At 41.8% G+C, this 20,586-nt stretch carries 14 protein-coding genes and 1 pseudogene; 9 read left to right on the plus strand and 6 right to left on the minus strand.

The genetic code is table 11. The annotated features are described in order from the left end of the window. Nucleotides 1-38: 38 nt before the first annotated feature. Nucleotides 39-1,646, minus strand: coding sequence for a cryptochrome/photolyase family protein (locus AB0756_RS34225; RefSeq protein ID WP_050045474.1), 1,608 nt, complete (start codon nt 1,644-1,646; stop codon nt 39-41). A gap of 106 nt (nt 1,647-1,752) precedes the next feature. Here AB0756_RS34225 and AB0756_RS34230 point away from each other — a divergent pair, with 106 nt between their 5' ends. The 4 genes and pseudogenes from AB0756_RS34230 to AB0756_RS34245 form a co-directional block, all read left to right on the plus strand. Continuing rightward, nucleotides 1,753-2,937 carry a phosphoserine transaminase gene (locus AB0756_RS34230; protein ID WP_038086392.1) on the plus strand — a complete coding sequence of 395 codons (1,185 nt, stop codon included), beginning with the start codon at nt 1,753-1,755 and terminating at the stop codon, nt 2,935-2,937. Nucleotides 2,938-3,305: 368 nt separating this feature from the next. Next, nucleotides 3,306-4,712, plus strand: coding sequence for a 3-isopropylmalate dehydratase large subunit (gene leuC / locus AB0756_RS34235; protein ID WP_038086534.1), 1,407 nt, complete (start codon nt 3,306-3,308; stop codon nt 4,710-4,712). Nucleotides 4,713-4,898: 186 nt separating this feature from the next. Beyond that, entirely contained in the window at nt 4,899-5,507 is a 609-nt protein-coding gene (gene leuD / locus AB0756_RS34240; protein WP_038086395.1) for a 3-isopropylmalate dehydratase small subunit, read from the plus strand. Nucleotides 5,508-5,832: 325 nt separating this feature from the next. Continuing rightward, nucleotides 5,833-6,261: pseudogene (locus tag AB0756_RS34245) on the plus strand (RNA 3'-terminal phosphate cyclase); the annotation flags it as partial. Nucleotides 6,262-6,517: 256 nt separating this feature from the next. Here AB0756_RS34245 and AB0756_RS34250 read toward each other — a convergent pair. Both AB0756_RS34250 and AB0756_RS34255 read right to left on the minus strand, forming a co-directional pair. Next, nucleotides 6,518-7,234: a hypothetical protein gene (locus AB0756_RS34250; RefSeq protein ID WP_038086397.1), complete on the minus strand. Its 717-nt coding sequence runs from the start codon at nt 7,232-7,234 to the stop codon at nt 6,518-6,520. Between the two features lie 360 nt (nt 7,235-7,594). Further along, nucleotides 7,595-7,942 carry a hypothetical protein gene (locus tag AB0756_RS34255; protein ID WP_038086400.1) on the minus strand — a complete coding sequence of 116 codons (348 nt, stop codon included), beginning with the start codon at nt 7,940-7,942 and terminating at the stop codon, nt 7,595-7,597. Between the two features lie 276 nt (nt 7,943-8,218). Between AB0756_RS34255 and AB0756_RS34260 the strand changes: the two genes are divergently transcribed. Beyond that, a complete protein-coding gene (locus tag AB0756_RS34260; protein ID WP_408019819.1) occupies nt 8,219-8,380 on the plus strand; it encodes a hypothetical protein in 162 nt (53 codons plus the stop codon). Nucleotides 8,381-8,446: 66 nt separating this feature from the next. Next, on the plus strand, nt 8,447-9,301 hold the full coding sequence (locus tag AB0756_RS34265; protein WP_038086403.1) for a GNAT family N-acetyltransferase: 855 nt from the start codon (nt 8,447-8,449) through the stop codon (nt 9,299-9,301). Here AB0756_RS34265 and AB0756_RS34270 read toward each other — a convergent pair. Continuing rightward, nucleotides 9,298-10,293, minus strand: coding sequence for a DNA cytosine methyltransferase (locus tag AB0756_RS34270; RefSeq protein WP_038086405.1), 996 nt, complete (start codon nt 10,291-10,293; stop codon nt 9,298-9,300). The two genes, AB0756_RS34265 and AB0756_RS34270, sit on opposite strands and share 4 nt — an antisense overlap. A gap of 132 nt (nt 10,294-10,425) precedes the next feature. On the opposite strand from AB0756_RS34270, the gene AB0756_RS34275 reads away from it, so the two are divergent. The 3 genes from AB0756_RS34275 to AB0756_RS34285 all read left to right on the plus strand — a co-directional run bounded on the left by AB0756_RS34275 (nt 10,426) and on the right by AB0756_RS34285 (nt 17,959). Further along, nucleotides 10,426-13,113, plus strand: a complete 2,688-nt coding sequence (locus AB0756_RS34275; RefSeq protein WP_050045472.1) for a CHAT domain-containing protein — start codon at nt 10,426-10,428, stop codon at nt 13,111-13,113. 163 nt (nt 13,114-13,276) lie between these two features. Beyond that, nucleotides 13,277-14,029 (plus strand): PPC domain-containing protein, encoded by a 753-nt coding sequence (locus AB0756_RS34280; protein ID WP_038086408.1) that lies wholly within the window; start codon nt 13,277-13,279, stop codon nt 14,027-14,029. Between the two features lie 411 nt (nt 14,030-14,440). Further along, a complete protein-coding gene (locus AB0756_RS34285) occupies nt 14,441-17,959 on the plus strand; it encodes a two-partner secretion domain-containing protein (protein ID WP_038086410.1) in 3,519 nt (1,172 codons plus the stop codon). Here AB0756_RS34285 and AB0756_RS34290 read toward each other — a convergent pair. Then, a complete protein-coding gene (locus AB0756_RS34290) occupies nt 17,956-19,119 on the minus strand; it encodes a DUF1822 family protein (protein WP_038086413.1) in 1,164 nt (387 codons plus the stop codon). The genes AB0756_RS34285 and AB0756_RS34290 overlap by 4 nt on opposite strands. A gap of 20 nt (nt 19,120-19,139) precedes the next feature. Next, nucleotides 19,140-20,333, minus strand: coding sequence for a sigma-70 family RNA polymerase sigma factor (locus tag AB0756_RS34295; protein WP_038086416.1), 1,194 nt, complete (start codon nt 20,331-20,333; stop codon nt 19,140-19,142). Nucleotides 20,334-20,586 lie beyond the last annotated feature (253 nt).

The following is a 20,586-nucleotide window of genomic DNA, read 5'->3' on the forward strand; positions in this document are numbered from 1 at the left end:
TGTCTCGTTCATATACTTTGAAGAACTGCCTTCTTTAACTAGAAAGTAGCATGCCAATCTCGTGCTTGTTTGCGGATAGTTTCTAATTCTTCGTGAGAAATGCGGTCAAGGTGTCCCAAAATAAAGTTCATACGTCCCTGAAATTGTAGTTTATCGCGGTGACGGTCGAGAAAATCCCAGTAAAAGAAATTAAACGGACAAGCTTTTTCTCCAATACGTTCCTTTGGATTGCGATCGCATCCCTTACAATAATCACTCATCTTATTGACATAATTCCCAGATGCTGCATATGGTTTTGATGCCAACACTCCGCCATCAGCGAACAATCCCATACCAATAACATTCGTCTGCATTACCCAATCGTAAGCATCAATAAAAGTAGCATGAAACCAATTTTCTACTTCTTGTGGTGAAATTCCTGCAATCAAAGCAAAATTACTCAATACCATTAACCTTTGGATATGATGAGCATAGCCAGTGCGTTGCAACTGAGATAAAATTTGACGCAAACAATTCAAATCGGTGTCACCCGTCCAGAAAAATTCAGGTAAAGGTTGGGTGTGGTTAAACCAGTTTTTTTCAGGATAATCTGCACTCACCAAATGATAAATCCCGTGCATATACTCCCGCCAACCCAACACCTGACGGATAAAACCTTCAACACTATTTAAAGACAGTTTGTTTTGGTGATATGCTTTTTCTGCTGCTTGAATTACCTCTAAAGGTTGGAGTAATCCAACGTTGAGATACGGGGAAAGCATGGCATGCCACATTGTTTCTTCTCCCGTAACCATTGCATCTTGGTAAGGACCAAAATCAGGGAGGCGGTTGTTGACGAACCAATCTAATACTTCTAATGCTTGAGAACGGGTGACCCCCCAGCGAAAGGGTTCTCGATTATTTAACCGCAGATGGGCGCTGACGGAAGCGGAGAATTGGTTATCTTGCGGGCGTGTATCTGCTACAGGCTGGGGTTGCAATATTTCTGTACCATAGGTTGGGATGGGTAAAGAGTTAACGTGGGTAATGACTTTTTGAGTTATGTCATCTGGTTCAAACCATTTAGCTGGTGGTGTCTTTAATTTTCCTTTTGGCGGCTGACGATTGTTTTTATCAAAGTTCCATTGTCCTCCGGTTGGTTTATCTCCCTCCATAAGAATTTGAAAACGCCGCCTTCCTTCTCGATAGAAATCTTCCATTAACAATCTTTTGCGAAGCTTAGCCCAGGTTTTAAATTCTTCAGAATTCCATAAAAAGTGATTGTTGGGAATTAAGGTAAGCTGACAATCTAAAGATGACAGGTAAAGCTTTTCTAAATTTTCAATCAGTTTAAGAAAGGGGAGATCGTTGGGTATCATTACCCGTAATTCAGTAATTTGTTTTTCCTTAATCCACTGTTGAAGCGGTGTCTCAAAATCTTCTGCAGTTTTATAAGTGACTGAGTAACCTAGCTGTTGCAATTCTTCAGCAAAATGCCGCATTGCTGACCATACTAAAACTAGCTTTTGCTTGTGATAGGGTCGAGCTTGGACGTGATGCAATGACTCAATCATGATGACTTGTACTTTATCGGTTTTAAGACAACTTTGCAAAGCTGCTTGTTCTGACCAAAGTTGATCCCCTAATACCCAAACCCCAATTGTCATTTTTTTTGCCCGAACTACTAAAAAAATGTAAACAATTTTGAAGACATTACTCGGTATGCTGTAAACTAGCTAACCTAATGCCATACTGCCGCACTAAGTTCACTCTATGTCAGAGCATCTCTCTATCCCAACAATTAAACCCAATCTTCCCCATTTTTCCTCCGGTCCCTGTGCAAAACGTCCTGGTTGGTCGGTGGAAAAACTGGCAAATGCTTGTGTGGGTCGTTCTCATCGTTCCACAGATGGTAAAGCCAAGTTAGCAGAAGTTATCGAACGTTCCAAGAAAATTCTTGGTGTTCCCTCAGACTATCGTCTGGGTATTGTTCCTGCTTCCGATACAGGCGCAGTGGAAATGGCAATGTGGTCATTGCTGGGAAAGCTTCCCTTGGACATCTTGGCGTGGGAAAGTTTTGGTCAGGAATGGGTGAAAGATGTCGTAGATGAGCTAAAGTTACCTGATGCTCGCATTATGAAGGCACCCTATGGTAGTTTACCCGATTTACATCAAGTTGATTTTAGTCATGATGTGGTGTTTTTGTGGAACGGGACAACGTCTGGTGTAAGGTCACCTAATGGTGATTGGATAAAAGACGCTCGCCAAGGGCTGACGATTTGTGATGCGACTTCTGCTGTATTTGCAATGGATATCCCTTGGGAAAAGCTTGATGTCGTCACCTATTCTTGGCAAAAGGTTTTGGGTGGAGAAGCACAGCATGGAGTCATTGTGCTTTCACCACGCGCAGTAGAACGTTTGGAAAGTTACGAACCAGATAGACCCATACCAAAAATTTTCCGTCTTGCCCAAAAAGGTAAGTTGATTGAAGGAATCTTTAAAGGAGACACTATCAATACCCCATCAATGCTGTGCGTGGAAGATGCACTTGATGGTTTAATCTGGGCGGAAAGTATTGGTGGGCTTCCAGGACTGATTCGCCGCAGTGAAGCCAATCTCGCTGCGATCGCCCGTTGGGTTGAGAAAAGCAGTTGGGCTGCATTCCTTGCTGAGAATCCCGAAATTCGCTCCTGTACTTCTATTTGCTTGAAAATCAAGGATGCTTGGTTTGGGACTTTAAGCTTGGAAAAACAAGCAGAATTTGCCAAAAAACTGGCTAAAGTTCTGGAACAAAAAGAGGTCGCTTACGATATTGCATCCTATCGTTCCGCTCCTCCTGGAATTAGAATTTGGGGTGGTGCAACGGTAGAAACTTCGGATATCGAAGCCTTGTTACCTTGGTTGGATTGGGCTTTTGCTACAGTTAAAACTGAGTTTGAGAAACCTGTAGCAGTTTAAGCGATCGCACGATGGCAATGTTAACTACCCACACTATACACGAAGTGTTGGTGTGGGCTTGAAACAACCATATGAGACTAGCCCACGAGACTTGTTTTGTTAAGAACTTCTGAATATTTCCCTAGTTCGGATTATGTATGTGTGATTCGTTCACTAGAAATGAGTATATATAACTAGGCTTGGCTAAAGACAAGAAGAATAAGGACGCCACTCAAATTAAGCGCAATTCCTTCCGACACCGAATCAAAGATTACGGTGTGGAACTCCTTACGGTTTTAGTTGATGATAAGATAAAAATCCTGACTTCTTCGGAAGCTAAGTTCTTAAAAGAAAAGTCGATTGTCTCAAAAAATATAGATTTTGGGTTTATGAGTAAAGGGACTTTATTTGACAAGGTGTGGGACGCACATACGGTTGGTATACTTCCTTCAGGGCATACGCAACTCTTTATTGGATTGCACTTAATTCATGAAGTGACCAGTCCTCAAGCCTTTGCTATGTTACGGGAACGAGGTCTGAAGCCACTCTTTCCAGAACTGACTGTCGCTACTGTAGATCATATTGTCCCTACAGACAATCAAGCACGTCCTTTTGCTGATAGCTTAGCAGAAGAAATGATGCGATCGCTAGAGCAAAATTGTCAAGAGAATGGTATAAAATTTTATAATATTGGTTCTGGAAGTCAGGGTATTGTTCACGTGATTGCTCCAGAACTGGGATTAAGCCAACCGGGAATGACGATCGCTTGCGGAGATAGCCACACATCCAGTCACGGTGCATTTGGAGCGATCGCATTTGGGATTGGAACCAGCCAGGTACGGGACGTTTTAGCTTCCCAAACCTTAGCCCTATCAAAGCTGAAAGTCCGGAAAATCGAAGTCAACGGCACTTTAAAACCAGGTGTTTATGCCAAAGATGTCATTCTCCACATTATCCGCACACTTGGAGTTAAAGGCGGTGTAGGATATGCCTACGAGTATGCAGGCACGACTTTTGAGCAAATGAACATGGAAGAACGGATGACCGTTTGCAATATGTCCATAGAAGGTGGTGCTCGTTGCGGCTACGTCAATCCGGATCGAATCACTTACGATTATCTTAAAGACAGAGACTTTGCCCCCAAAGGAGAAGATTGGGATAAAGCCGTGGCTTGGTGGAATTCCATCCGCAGTGACGCCGATGCAGAATACGATGATGTCGTTGTCTTCGATGCTGCTGAGATTCCCCCCACCGTTACCTGGGGGATCACACCCGGTCAAGGGATAGGAGTGAACGAACTCGTACCCACCCCCGAAGAACTGCCAGAACAAGAACGGTTCATAGCTGAGGAAGCTTACCAGTATATGGATCTGATTCCAGGCGCACCTATTAAGGGAACGAAAGTTGATGTTTGCTTCATTGGAAGCTGTACTAACGGACGCATTAGCGATTTGCGAGAAGCGGCTAAAATTGCTAAAGGTCGTCAAGTCGCACAAGGCGTGAAAGCTTTTGTTGTCCCAGGTTCGGAAAGGGTAAAGCAACAGGCTGAAGGTGAAGGTCTCGATAGAATCTTTTTAGAAGCGGGATTTGAGTGGCGCGAACCGGGATGTTCAATGTGCCTTGCGATGAATCCCGACAAGCTTCAGGGAAGGCAGATCAGTGCATCTTCCTCCAATCGCAACTTCAAAGGAAGGCAAGGTTCTGCTTCCGGTCGGACTTTGTTAATGAGCCCCGCAATGGTTGCTACCGCAGCGATTAAAGGGGAAGTGTTTGACGTGCGGGAAATGCTGTCCTGATGGGGAGTAGCGATTGGAGACTGCGGACTTACCTCCTTCCCAGGCTGAGCCTGGGAATGCCTGAGAAGAGGCTCCGCCTCCCGATCTAGCTCACACGCGAGGCAGAGCCTCGCAATCTGCATTCCCAGCCAGAGACTGGGAACGAGAGGAATCCAAAATCCAAAATCTAAAATTCAAAATTCTTTTATGGTAAGTGAAGTCAAACTAGTTTCAGGACGGGGTATTCCTTTAGTAGGCAATGATATCGATACAGATCGCATCATTCCCGCCAGATATTTAAGGTGTGTCACCTTTGATGGATTGGGCGAACACGTATTTGCTGATGACCGTACAGTCTTAAAAGGACAGCACCCTTTTGACCAGCCTCAGTACAAAGGAGCCAATATTTTGGTAGTAAACCGCAACTTTGGTTGCGGTTCATCACGGGAACACGCACCACAAGCCCTTGCCAAATGGGGCATTCAAGCGGTAGTTGGTGAAAGCTTTAGTGAAATCTTTTTTGGGAATTGTGTTGCTATAGGAATTCCTTGCGTGACTGTTGATACAGAAACTGCTAAAGAACTGCAAGAGAAGCTTGCTGCCAATCCTCAAGTCACCATCTCAGTGAATTTGGAAAGCTTGCAGATTCAGTGCGGTGACTTCTCAGCTTCCGTTTCAATCAATGAAAGCACCAGAAATATGTTTTTATCTGGAAGTTGGGATGCTTGCGGTCAGCTAGTGGCGAACAAAGACCAAATTCGGGCAACAGCAACAAAACTACCTTATACCAGTTGGCATCAGTCAGTTGCAAGTTAGTCAAAACCTTCTGAAGACGCGTCATGGCGCGTCTCTACATTTTTCTTCGTGTCCTTTGCGACGCCAGGTGCTTCAACGGGGGGCTTTGGGGTCCCCACTTTGTGGGGTTGGGGGGAAACCCCCCTACGGGTTCACCAGTCCCCAGGGCGCGGGAAACCCGCCTCCAGGGCTGGATTCACCGCAACGCACTGGCTCGTCTTTGCGGTTCATTTAAATAGATAATCCTTAGGCTGGAAGAGAATACTTATAGTTGTATCATTCGCTGGTTTGATTTTAACAGTTGCAAGGTTGGCTTGAATTTAAAGTTAAAAACTCAAAGTCACCCATGATTGATATTGACGGTTCCTATGGAGAAGGCAGAGGACAGATACTCCGTACTTCTCTCAGTTTATCTGCCATCACCGGTCATCCAATCCGGATAAATAATATCCGTGCTGAACGCGATAAACCATGGCTAGCCGCACAACACCTAACATCGGTTCGTTCTACAGCAACGATTTGTGGTGCTAAAGTCCGTGGAGATGCAATGGGTTCAATGACTTTGGAGTTTATTCCCGGTAGTACCGTACAAGTAGGAAATTATACTTTTGACGTGAGCGAGGCACGGGAAGGTGGTTCCGCTGGTGCTGTTGGTATGGTGTTACAAACTGTACTGTTACCTTTGGTGCTTGCAAATGGCAATTCCCATGTAATACTCCGGGGCGGAACCCATGTTAATTACAGCCCCTCAATGACTTGGACAACCATTGTGTATACTGCTGCTTCAACTCCGATTTTCTTTTACCGCACTATCGCCTCACTGTTTAACCATATCTCCAACTAAAACGCCTGGGTATAAAGAGGTAATTTGATAAAAACTTACTTATACCAATTCTATGTGAAGTTGCACATTATTGCCCTCACATTAGAAATGTGGAGCTATACAAACAAAGCCTGCCTTCGCAGGCTAATTGTATGCATCTTCATAGAAAATTGGTATTAAATGATTTACGTCAAAAAATCTAATCAACTCAATTGCCAACATCTCTAAGGAGATTGTGATAGGCTGTTTCTCTATCTTTTAAATACCGATATTCTTCCTTAATTCTTCTGAACTGTGCATCTATTGCTTGTATATTAAGTTTTAAATCGTTATCTAACAGTACATCTATCTCGCAAGCTGCTATCTCACTGCTCATCAAAATCTCTCCAATAAAATTGTGATAAAAATGCTGTAATTCTTTTCCTTTAGTAATTAAACTCTCAATTTGAGAAAAGGATTTTTGATACACCTTTAGTTGATTGCTATAGATGTCTGAGGAGGTTGCCATCAATGTGGTTATTTTTTGTATCTTGTCTCTTTGAGAGCACAACTTCTTAATTTCTTCTTCAAGATGAAAGTACTCATTCACTAGAGGTACGATTTCTTGGTAGCCTCTCAGTCTTATCTTATCTTGAGTCCTAAGTTTAGATAAAACTGGAACGCGAACACGTCTAATATTAAACGTTTCTTTAGTGTAAAAGATATATTCACCATCATTATAAGTAATACAAATAACAGAAGGGCTTAGCTCAGTCCAATTAACTTGATAAAGGATACCAAATTTTAAATGTTGGTGCTTGGAGCCAACGCTTGAATGAGGAACTCTCAAGACACCAAGGCGTTTAATTTGCCATACCTTTTGAATGGGATATAGGAAAAAATAGTATAGTCCACCTAGTCCGAGCAGAATCAGGATGAGTGACATAGAATCTATGTTTGCATCTGTTAGATAGTGTAATTATAGTCGAATGTTACAGAGACACAAAGAAAACAAGCCCCATTGCCTTCTTTTTTGTTCCTTTAATTCCACATCAGGAACTCTTTGTCCTGATAGTACGTGTACTGTTTATCTTTCGACTCAAAGTATTTTTCAACTGTTGTTTTTGTAGCAATAGCACTTTCCAACTCATGACCCCCACTCATTCATAAACGTTCTCTCACCCAGTTATTGATAATTAGGTTGTGGAAAAAGCAACGCTATTTCAAACCCTTGAACTTTGTTCCATTCAAAATTGTACTTATCCATAATGCTAGGACTCGTAATATGGCACTTTATTTTAACCTCTCATGGATGGTCACAAGCAACCCTAGCAATATCTCCAGCCACTGTCCCTTCAGGATATCCGCTATTATTAGGATGCCAGTCAAAGTTGTAGTATTCTGCCTGGACATCATACGGAGAACAAGCTGCAATCGCAGAATGTTTTTTGATGTCTCCTTTAGTACTAAGCCAGAAGTTGACGTGCCTCCATCCAGCCTTAGTTTTATATTCAGATCGGTTGTCTAAATCTACTTGATAAACTATTCCATCTGTACTAATCGCAGCAGTTACAAGACGTTCAGCCGAAGCTTGACCTGCAATTCCCAAAACGGAGGTCATAACAAACAAACAGTTAAGAACAACGGATTTCATAATTGTTAGTGAGAGTAGATACGTTTGGTTGTAATAAACAACAATACTAGATACGTACATTTCCGGGAGATAATGTAAAATTTTGTAAATTATACGGAAAAAATAGTACTAACACTTATTGATAACAACTTAAGTCTGTATTGCTGTGGTCAACGGGTAATTGTATAAGCAAAGCTTAATGGGTCAAGCCGTATTGCTTGCTTAGTTGAGAAGCTTTTTTATCAGCAGTCTATTTGTCCCCTTACGGGGAAGAGGGTTTGTAAAGAAAGGTTACTATTGCCAGCTGCTTTAGCATCAACAACAAGTGAGTACCAAGTGGCTGTTGTTAGCAATCATTTAACGACGAATGCTTCTATTATTGAACTGTTTGGATTGGCAAAGGTAACAGTAAATGAACAGGAGAACCGAGTCGTAGTTGAACCGTTAGGACGCTACTGAATGTCATAATTGTCCTACAATGAAAAACTACCTACCAACGCAGTCACTCATTCGTAAGAAATAACAGTGAGCAACCAAGTAGAACTCATTCAGCATCAGGATGCTTGTAGCTTCAATCAAAGGGTGCGCGATTTCCTACTGCGTAATGAAGCGTTGCATCACAATATGCTATCCCAATGTTATGCACTCACTCATACACCAGAACCGTTAAAACAATGCCCAAACTTGCTCACCTTAGAGTCTAATGGAGAAGTCCTTGCAGTGGCGATAAAGCATTGGGACAACTCCGTTTTCATTTCAATGGAAACTCCTGGATGCGGAGTCGATTTACTGGCGCAACACTTGAAGCAGCAGGGCACTTTGTCACTGGTAAATGCTCCGTCTGATGTCGCTCAACGCTTTGCCCAAATCTGGACTCAGCTTACGGGACAAGCCCATACACCTGAAATGACAATATATGCCTATCGTTCGGAACAGATTCGCCCCTTCACCTGGGCAACAGGTCAATTACGACAAGCAACTTCTTCAGATCTCTCTCTCGTTAGCCAGTGGTATGCTTCCTTTTCCGAAGAAGCCTTGGGCAAGCTTCCAAACAACTGTCAGGATTGGGCAACTCGTCAAATCGACCGGGGTCATGTATTTCTCTGGGAAGATGGCAACCCGGTTTCGATGGGATGCAGAATTGGAAAAACCGCCAACGGATTTCGAGTCTCGCTCGTCTTCACTCCAAGAGAACATCGCCGAAAAGGTTATGGAAAAACCTGTACTGCAGCCCTGACTCAACGGTTGCTAGATGAAGGTCAGCGTTACTGCTTTTTGTATGCGGATAAAAAGAATGCTTCAAGCAACCGGATGTATCAAGCGCTCGGCTATGAACTGATGGGGGAGGCACAAAATTATCGTTTTGCCACTGCTGACTAGAGATGCGTTACGGTTTTATTGTCGTTACCATTTAAATACGTTTTTACAGAACGAGCTAGAGCCTTTGCCAACATTGGAGGAACAGCATTGCCAATCTGGTTGAACTGACTGTTTTCAGAACCTTGAAATTCAAACCAATCTGGAAAGCTTTGAAGACGAGCACCTTCACGCACTGTCAGTCTTCTTCTGCGTCCATCCGGTAAGCGGATTCGTAACATATCACCCGTTGCACCGCATAAATTACGACAGGTAAGTGTTCTAGAAGGTGTATCAAGATGAACATCTCTAGGCTTTATACATTTAGAAGCTATTTCATATTTCTTAATATATTCATCCATGCTAGGAGTCAGAAATCTTGAGTTAGGCGGGACTGAATTCGCTAGTTCTCCCAAAGCGTCACCAGCTGTATATTGTGAACCATGAATATGGGTTTTTACAGGCCATCTCCAGCCACCTTTATGGGCAACACAAAAAAGACGTTCTCTTTTTTGAGGTACACCATAATCGACTGCGTTTAATATTTGCCATTCAACAACGTAGTTAAGTTCTTGCAGAGCACAAACAATTTCTTCAAAATACTTTTTATTACGAAAGAGCATTCCCCGCACATTTTCAAATAAAGCCAGTTCTGGGCGATAACGTTGAACCGCAGAAATAAAAGTAGGAAAGCCATCGCGACTATCTTTTAAACCTTGTTGATGTCCACCGACACTAAAGGGCTGACAAGGAGGACCACCTATAATAACTGTAGCACGCTCGACTAACCTGGATGCTTGTGTGAGATTAACTTGATTGCATAAATTATGTATATTGCGCCTGTATGTCATACAAGCTTCTTCTAAAATTTCATAACCAATAGTTTTAAACCCTGCTGCTTCAAATCCTAAAGAAAGCCCACCACAACCAGCGAATAAATCAATCACCAGGTAATCTCTATTTTCTGGTGGAGGAAGTCTTAGCTCTGTTTCAATAAAATTAAGATAGTCTTTCATGAGAAAATTTTACAAATCTTACCATAAAAATCCTTCTTATCTAACCCCTAGCTCCCGATCGCAGACCCCTATTTTTACTAAAAAATTTGACACTGATTATAGCAAAATATGCTACTTTGTTAAGATTAAATTATGCTAAAAAACTCAAGTTCGCAAAATGCAAAAAAGCAGGAAATTTTGGGAAAGCGCAAACGACAGAAAACTTTCCTCTTAATCGCTTATTTCTTGCTAATATTGGCAACGATATTTGTATTTATTCTCGGAGCACCTGTTTTCAAACCCTCTCAAGCAGCTGATTCTTCAATAGAACATTCGTCTAAACCAGAAGAAAGCTTGCAAGATTTAGTAAAACAGGGAAAAGCACTGTATGACATGGGACGCTTGGAAGAAGCGCAAGAAGTTTTGCAAAGGGTTTCTCTACAATATCAAGTGCTTGGAGATAAACTCAAGCAAGCAATGGTGCTAAGTAATCTGGCTCTGGTCTACCAGCACCGTGGAATGTTGGCTCAAGCAAATCGGGCTATTGCTGAAAGCTTAAATCTTATAAGCATTAATACTTCTAAACAACACTTACAGCTTCTTGCTCAAATCCTGGAAATTAAAGGGAGCCTGGAATTAGAGCAAGGACAAGCCGAACGGGCTTTAACAACTTGGCAACGGACTGGGAGAATTTATGCTCAAATAGCTGACAACAGTGGTGTCACTCGCAGTTGCATTAACCAAGCACAAGCATTACAGGTGATGGGATTTTACCGTCGTGCTTTGACAATGTTGCTTGAAGTCAATAAAAATTTGCACTCTCAACCAGATTCTTTAACTAAAGCTGTAGAATTACGATCGCTCGGAGACACGCTCCAATTAACAGGAGATTTGGAACAATCCCGTCAAGTTCTGCAAAAAAGTGTGGAAATTGCTCAAAAGATGCGATCGCCGCAAGAAATCAGTGCCACATTTTTAAGTTTGGGCAATACTGCCAGAATGCAACAAGAAAATGGAGATGCGATCGCGTTTTATCAACAGACGATTGCAACCACACCTTCACCACTCACCAAAGTCCAAGCTCAAATTAATTTGCTTGGCATATTATTAAATACACGCCAATTATCCACAGCACAACCTCTTTTAGTACAAATTCCTGACGATCTTAGTAAACTTCCACTCAGTCAAAGAGCAGTTTATGCAAGAATTCATCTGGCACAAAATTTAATGGTATTGGCAACGAATGTAAAAGATAATTCATCTGTAGCTCTTTCAGATACCTTGTTCTCAGCAAAATCTGTTGCTCAATTGCTTGTTGCAGCCTATGAACAAGCGAAAGCTTTGGGCGATATACGGGCTGAATCTTATGCGATCGGAACACTTGGCAAGCTTTACGAGCAACAAAAACAATGGTTGAATGCTCAAAAATTGACACAGCAAGCGCTTCTGTTAGCTCAATCTGTCAATGCCCCTGATATTGCTTACAACTGGTACTGGCAACGCGGACGGTTGCTGACACAGCAGGGAGATATTCCCGGCGCAATTGCTGCCTATGATGCTGCGATCGCTGAGTTACAGTCTTTGAGGAATGACCTTGTTGCAGTCAATCGAGATGTTCAATTTTCATTTAAAGAAAGTGTAGAACCCGTTTATCGTGAATCTGTAGCGTTGCTTTTGCGATCGCAGGGAGACAAACTGAGTGAAGAAACTTTAGATAAAGCCAGACAAAGGATTGAAGCACTGCAGTTAGCAGAATTGGATAACTTTTTTCGAGAAGCTTGTTTAAATGTAACAAAGATTGTATTGGACAAAATTGTAGATCGAGACAATTCTACTGCTGCTATTATCTATCCAATTATTTTAAAAGACCAATTACAAGTCATTGTCAAAGTTCCCAAGCAACAATTACATCATTACTCAGTTAATAAACCTCAAATTGAAGTAGAAAATATTATAGGGCAACTGCGGCAATACTTAACCGAACCCGACAGAATCGAAGAAGTTCAATCTTTGTCTCAGCAACTCTATACTTGGCTCATTAAACCAATTGAGCCTACCTTACAACGCAGCGATATTAATACTTTGGTTTTTGTACTTGATGGGGCGTTGCGAAATATACCAATGGCAGCATTGCACGATGGCAAGCAGTATTTAATTCAGAAGTATGCTGTTGCTTTAAACGTGGGATTGCAATTGCAGAGCCCAAAACCTTTAGCTCGGACAAAGTTACGGGTTCTTGCTGGAGGATTGGTACAACCACCTCCCAAGTTTAGACAATTTCCGCCTTTACCGGAAATCAAATCTGAATTTAACTTAATTGCTAAGACAGGTGTATCAAGTACAAAACTTTTAGATCGAGATTTTACAAGTAAAGCACTGTTTGTCAAGGTGAACGCTTCTCCGTTTAATGTTGTTCACCTAGCAACCCACGGACAGTTTAGTTCTCGTCTTGAAGATACATTTGTTTTAGCAGCCGATGGTCCAATTAATGTCACGGACTTTGATTTACTTTTGCGCCGTCGAGATGAAACACGCCCGGAAGCAGTAGAACTTCTTGTCTTAAGCGCTTGTCAAACAGCAACAGGAGACAATCGAGCAACGCTCGGTTTAGCAGGTGTTGCAGTACGTGCAGGTGCGCGGAGTACGGTGGCGAGTCTTTGGAATGTGGGCGATCGCTCTACTGCAATCTTAATTGGTGAGTTCTACCGCGAGTTAGTTTCTGCCAAAGTCACTAAAGCAGAAGCCCTACGTCGCGCTCAGTTAACGCTTCTACAAAAGTACCCAAACTACAGCCGTCCCGGTTATTGGGCTGCTTACGTTTTAGTAGGGAATTGGTTGTAATTATCTTTTGCAAAAAGATTAATTATTAAGTAATTTTACAAGTTTTACATCAAGGAAGTGAACCCTGCATAGACCTTAACTACTTACGTATGGATAGGTGTGACACCAAGTGGTCACAGTTCTAGTTCAAGATTGGAAGTTTTCACGATATAAGGAAGGAAAAATGGCTACTTACAATATCGGTACTTTAAATGTAGACCCTGTTACTAACAATGATTACTACCTAGATAAGTATGATACGACAGATGTCTTTGAATTTAATCTCAACGAAACTAGGGATATAAACCTGTCTCTAACAGGTATAAACGCTGGTGATGATGCTGACGTAGTACTTTATCGAGACAACGGTAATGGTATCTTTAATGCCTCAGAAGATATTTATGTTGCTGGGTCTTACAGAGGAAGCAACAACGATGACTCAATAAATATTGCAGATCAACAGACAGGTACGTACTTTGCCCAAGTCAACCTCTATAATGACGGCGACTTCTACGGTATAAGTTACGATCTATCTTTATCGGCTACCTATGGGTTTTCACCTAGCAATCTTCTTCCAGTGGAGACCCAACTTGAGGACATATCAGCAGATAGCACTCAGTATGGTTACATAAGCGATTACAACACTGCTGATACTTATGCTTTCTCTTTAGGATATTTTGAAGGTGTGAATATTAACCTAAGCGGGCTCAGCTCGGATCTCGATCTCCGATTGATTGCAGATATCAACAATAATCGTATTGTTGATGCTGGCGAAGAACTTGTACGCTCTGTCAATGCAGGTACTTATCCAGACAGTATTACCTTAGATGATGCTGGTAACTATTTCCTACAAGTCTATCAATTTAGTGGTAGTAGTAGCTATACTCTGGACTTTGACCACTACACAACCGGTCTTGCTCTTGCTGCTATAGGTTGATCGTCAGTTATATCGGATTCGGGTAATGACTTATAAATATCCCACTCGCGCTGCAGCGCACCCTCTCTGATGCCTTGGCTACGTTGGTGTACACATCTTTAGAGATCTCCCTAAAACCCCCGATAAATTGGGGGACTTGAAAAATTTCCCCCCTTTTTAAGGGGGGTTAGGGGGGATCGAAACCGCTTTTAATGCACTTTAGAAGACTTGTGTACACCACCCTAGGATGCTTTGGGGAGGGTTGGAGAAGAGTGTACTCTATTTAGCTGCAAATACAGTATAAGTGTTTATCTGGACTTGAAATTGCAATTTGTCTTAGCAAAAGGTCAACTGGCTGAGAAGTAAAAAGCGGCAAAGCCATATTTCTTAACTTTGCCGCTTATTCTACTGAATCAAACTCTTAAGAGAATTATGATTTTCAACAAATTTTATTTACAGCACAAACTTTTGTCTATTTTTAGCGAGTTTCCCCCGCTGAGAATTTTAGAGCGACTTGGTACTGGCATATTACTGACATTCATACTTCCAATTCATTGTGCTTTTGCCCAGATAACATCAGATGGTACTCTTCCTAATAACTCTACAGTTCAAATAAATGGAAATACAAGCATTATTGAAGGTGGAACGCAGGCGGGAAGTAACTTATTTCACAGCTTTCAAGAGTTCTCAGTTCCTACAGGAAGTACCGCTTTCTTTAATAATGCTTTGGATATTCAAAATATCTTTAGTCGGATAACAGGTCAATCTGTATCAAATATTGATGGTTTAATTCGTGCCAACGGTCATGCTAACTTATTTCTCATTAATCCCAACGGAATTATTTTTGGACCAAATGCCTCACTAAATATTGGTGGGTCTTTTTTAGCAAGTACGGCAAGTACAGTAAAGTTTCTTGATGGAAAAGAATTTAGTACAAACGATCTTCAAACAACGCCACTTCTGACGATTAGTACTCCCATTGGCTTGCAATTAGGAGGAAATTTGGGAACTCTTGAAAATCGCTCTGTAGTAATCGATAGTAATGGGAAAACTGTTGGGCTTCAAGTACAACCTGAGAGAACTTTAGCACTTGTGGGCGGAAATATAAAGTTGGATGGTGGTTCTTTGCAAGCTCCAAATGGTCGAGTTGAGTTAGCAGCAGCTGCACAGCAAGAAACAGTGGGTCTTGCCGTCAGTAACGATAATATATTTTTGCAAGTACCGCAAAATTCAAACAAAGTTGATGTATCTCTTACTAATGCCGCTCGTATTGATGTGGCTCATAAAGGTCGAGGTAGTGTGGAAATAACTGCTCGAAATATTGATATTTTGGGAGGCAGTCAAATTTCTGCTGGTGTCGAACGGGGTTTGATAGCCGATCATTCTCCACCAGGAAATATCACTCTTAATGGTTTAGGGGAAGTAAACATTAATTACCCAAGTCGATTGACCAACATAGTTGCTCAGGAGGCTGTAGGTAGATCGGGTGACATAATTATCAATGCTGGTACAATTACTGTAGATAATCGAAATATAAATAATTGGACTAGCCCTACAAGACAATCGTTTATTCCAGCTGCTTTAGAAACTGGTGTTCTCGGGGAAGGATATGCTGGCAATATATCGCTCTTTGCCACAAATTCAATAAATTTGCTCGGACAGGATATTAGCGATCGAGATAAAGTTATTTCTACTTTTATATTTGAAGATATACCTGGAGGACCTAAATATGGGCAGCATTTAGGAGGTGGAGATATTACACTTCAGACTAATGGTTCTATTTCTTTGAAAAATGCTTTTCTGGATGCAATTGGTGGTTACGGAGGAAGGATATCAATTATTGGCAATGAGTTAGTGTCTATAACTGAAAATAGCTTCATCAATGGAGGAACTGATACAGGGTATTCTAAAAATATTACAGTTCAATCCAATGGTCCTATTACTATTCAACGTAGTAGACTGGGAAACAATGTTGGAGGTAATTCATTAAGTAACGCAGGTAATATTACGATTGGCGGGCAATCAGTCTCTATAACTGAAGGGTCTTTTTTAGAAACTCAATCAGAAAATAGCAACAATTCTGGTAATATTCAAATTAATGCTTCCGGAAAAGTCGAAATTTCAGGAATTGATGTAAGAAACCGCAGTTCGCGCGATCGCTCAAACGGTTATGAAAATACAGTGTTGATAACGCGTGCCCAAAGAAATGCTAAGGGCAAAGCGGGTGACATAATTATTAACGCAGGTGAGATACTTATAAATAATGGAGAGCGGACTCCTCGTAACACAAGTGTTATGTATCCATCACTATATGCTGGCGGTGATGGACAAGGACCCTCTGGAAATGTCTCACTTTTTGCCACAGGCTCAATCGCTTTGATCGGTCAGGATGTGCGATCCGAGGATCAAGTTATTTCTACCTATAGTGGCTTAGCGGGACGCAGAGGCGGTGGTGATATATTACTCCAAGCCAATGGTTTTATCTCTTTGAAAAGTGCTTATCTAAAAACTGCAAGAGCAGACGGGGGAAATATATTACTCGATGGTAATGAGTCTGTTTCCATAACTGAAAATAGTTTTTTTAATGCTGGTAGTACTCAAGGCACATCTGGCAACATTACAATTAAATCCAATGGTCCTGTCATTATCCAACGTAGTTGGCTCGGTAACAATGTTGGTTCAGGCTCGCAACCAAGTGGTGCAGGGAATATTGATATTAGGGGTAGGTCGGTTCATATAACTGATGGCTCACTTCTGGAAACTAAATCCGAAAGGAACGGTGCTAACTCTGGTAAAATTCAGATTCATGCCAATGAAGAAATTCTGATCTCAGGGAAAAATTCTCTTTTTGAACCATATAAGAATGGCACTCGTGCAAGCATTCTTAGAGAAAATAATCCATATACGACTTTGGTGACGACCACTGAAACTGGATCTTTAGGTCAAGCTGGAGATATTAGTATTAATGCTGAGCAACTCAAGGTAACAAATAGCGGACAACTGATTACCAATGCTCGCAACGGTGGTGATGCAGGTGATATTAATCTTGTAGTTGGAGATCGCATAATCGTTGATGGTAGCACCCCCAGTTTTAATGATGAATTTCCCTTAATAACTCAGGGCAATGGAGAGAGTAAAACTGAGCGTACTTCTGGTAGTGGCATATTTGCTAACGCGGAATCGGGTACTGGTGGAAATATTAATATAGAGACAAAGAACCTATTGTTATTACGTCGTGGTGCTCAAATAAAAGCTACTGCTGAGAACAATGGTAATGGTGGAAACATTACTATTAAAGCTAAACGTGGTTTCATTGTTGCTGTTCCTGGTGAGAATAGTGACATTATTGCCAATGCTCTGAATGGCAATGGGGGAAGAGTTACAATTAACGCCACTGGTATTTTTGGTATGACACTACGCAGCCGAGAAGACTTGGTGAAATTGTTAGGAACTAACGATCCAAACAAACTTGACCCTACTCGGTTGCTTACAAATGATATCTCTGCTATTTCACAAGCAAATCCTATGTTGAATGGAGTCGTAACTATTAACACGCCTGATGTTGACCCCAATCGAGGATTAGTAGAATTGCCTGCAAATCCAGTGGATGCTTCCCAGCAAATTACTCAAGGTTGTGCTCCTAAAAACGGACAATACAGTCGTTTTGTCGCGACAGGACGCGGTGGAGTGCCGTTGAACCCAAGCGAACCGTTGCGTTCTCGAGCAGTGATGACTCAATGGATTGCACTTGACGAACAGACACAGGAGCGAGACTTGGAAGCAAAAACGACTGGTTTTTCCGAACCTCCTACAGATGATGCTCAGCCAATTGTGGAAGCAAACAGGTGGGTTGTGGATAAGACGGGTAACATACACCTGATTGCTCAAGTCCCCAATACCAATTCATCTTTCCAAAATCGCTCAAGTGCTTTCTGTCATCCTCCTTCCTAAAAGCGCAAAATTTCTCGGTCGTATCCATCTGGTGTAGGCTCAAGCTCCCAAACTAACCCCTCTCCTGATTGCAGCACTACATCAACATAAAGCTGTGCGATCGCCTCTGTTGCGGTATCCTCGTTGTTGGCGAATGGCTGCAAATCCTCCGTTAACAATCTCAGTTTGAATCCAGCAGGAATCATTTCATCTAAATTTGTATTTCGTAATTCAAACCGCCATATGTTGTCTTCTAGATTCCCTTGAGGGAAAACGCGCAACTCGTATAAGCGATCGGCAAGGGTGACTTGTCTCGACAAGCACATACCTAATGCCCTCGTTTCTCGGTTTCGCATACCACGAGGAGCGAATTGCATAAAGGACATTCCCCAACCAAGTTGTTGTGCTAAATGAGGCACTCCTCCTTGCAACCACTGCTGTACGGACCACTGTTCTGATAACCCCTGTCGTCGCTCGTACAAACGTTGTCGCCATCCCCCATGTTCTAGTAATGCTCCCCAAAGTTCAAATGGAACTGCCAAACGAGGAAACGATACTGTAGGATTGCCCAGTCGTTCCAGCAAGTTTTCAGCTCGTGCTAGGGGTAATATCGGTAGAGGAACTACCTCCCCACGTAAAATTTCCTCCGGGCAGAGTTGATGGGCAACCCATAGGGTATTGATATCTTGTATCAGGTCATTTTCATCCATACAATAGGCGCGATCGCTTGCATCATAAACCCCTTTTGCTTTCAATTGTTCGTGAGTTGTATACCCATAAACTGTCACCCACCCTCCATTGGGACTCACTTGTACTGCTATGTACCAATCAGCAATCCAACTGGGAATGTCCACCCATTCCTGGGGTACGCGCAATTCTTCCATATCAATTGCCGCTGTCGGGATTAATACCAAGCGCTTGTCCCCGCAAACTATTGCAGTTCCAGGTACAAACTCCCAAAAGCTTGGTAATGCTGCATTTTTCGTCCAAACTCTTACACTTCCATCTCGATCTTCTTGCAACCAAGGTAACAATGCATCCAGACACATTTGGTTGAGGCGAGCTTGCCAATCAGTTCCCGATTTGGAAAATGATGGTAACTCCTTTATGTGAGAAGACAGTGGAATTTCTAAGGATAGCTTTTCTGGAATTAGGGTGAATGAGGGTGAAGTAAAATTCATCGTGGGAACTCTCAGCAAGACTACAAAAAGGGATGGCGATAGTACAACTGTAGCCATTCTTCTAAAGCATGGCTCATACTGTCAATTACGTTGGATGTTAGTGGAGTATGCAGTGTTTCCTGACTCCATTGAGCTAACGCCAAGAGTAAGGATTGTTTGATTTTACTTAATTGACGAGACACGTTATATTGTTTGACTCCTCTTTGTTGTGCAATTTGCTGCTGGGTGAGTCCTTGTTTGTAATAAGCTTCCAAAAGCTCGCGATTTTTGGTATCCAATTTTTCTATTGTCTCGCTTAAAAGCTTGTTAATTGCTATTTTTTGTTCCGCTATGGATTCTGCTTCCTCGCGGGCAATCAGATCGTTCAAGACAGATTCTTGAAAAGAATCCGTCAGACTATCGAGTAAGTTTCCTGCTTCTTGTTCAGATAAAGGACGATCTATAGATATGAAGCTGGGATATTGAAAAGAACGCACGGCTTTAGCACAGTTTAGCAACCCAGTTTCCAAATTTTCTGGAGTCCCAACTGGGCTGGAAGAACCAAGCTGGCGCAGGCGTTCGCTGTTGTAAAGTTCTGCGATAGCTTGTAATGTTTTGTTATCGGGTTTAATGAGTTTGTGAGATGTAACCGTTTCATTAGGTGCGTAGACTTGACGGAAACAATTCCAGGCGAAAACGTAACATCCAATTGTTTCCAATTTGTACCCTGCTTGTTGAAGCGATTTTACCAAACGCTTTTCACTAATTTTGTGTAACAATCCCCAGTCAGTGCAAATATCTGCTTCTTGGTGTTGACGTAATAAATCTTTTATGATACTGCTAAATGCATACTCAGCATAAGTTTTTAAATTTGAACTGAATTGTGGGTTAAAGCCTTTGAGAACTTTATCAATGCGAGCGATCGCTGTTTGGAAAAAGTCAGCAGCAGAATAACGTTCGCCGGGTAAATTCATTTTTATTTTTCTAGCAACCCAATAGCAAACTTCCTGTAAGTAGGCTGCAATGTGAGCAGCCGCAAGGGGATTTGCTTGAGTTTTCCAAATGTGGTGCCAGTAAATTGCCCAAAAAGTATCAGACTCGCAATCGCAAGAGTGCTCCAAACAATTCTGCATACTGCGCCGCAACTTGGGACTTATTACCCAACGGCTAAAAGTATCTCCATCAAATTGCACAAATGTGGAAAAGATTTCTATTATGTCCTGCCTTAAACGCATGAAAATTTTAGGTTACAAAAATAGAGAATTTACAGAGACTGGTTTTCATTCTGCTAAATTTATTTAAGCAAAGGAAAACTGTCTACATATTTCATTATGGAGATGTTAGGAAAACTAGACGAGTACACCAAGGAATACTTGAAAAAATTTGGAGATTTACGGGAGCGATAAGCGATCTTTCAGCCTGCGCTAGGCAAACGCAAAATAATCTAACAATTTTTGTCCTGTGGGTAAAATTGCATAAAAAATAAAG

Source organism: Tolypothrix campylonemoides VB511288_2 (assembly GCF_045999855.1).
Classification (GTDB): domain Bacteria; phylum Cyanobacteriota; class Cyanobacteriia; order Cyanobacteriales; family Nostocaceae; genus Scytonema; species Scytonema bouteillei_A.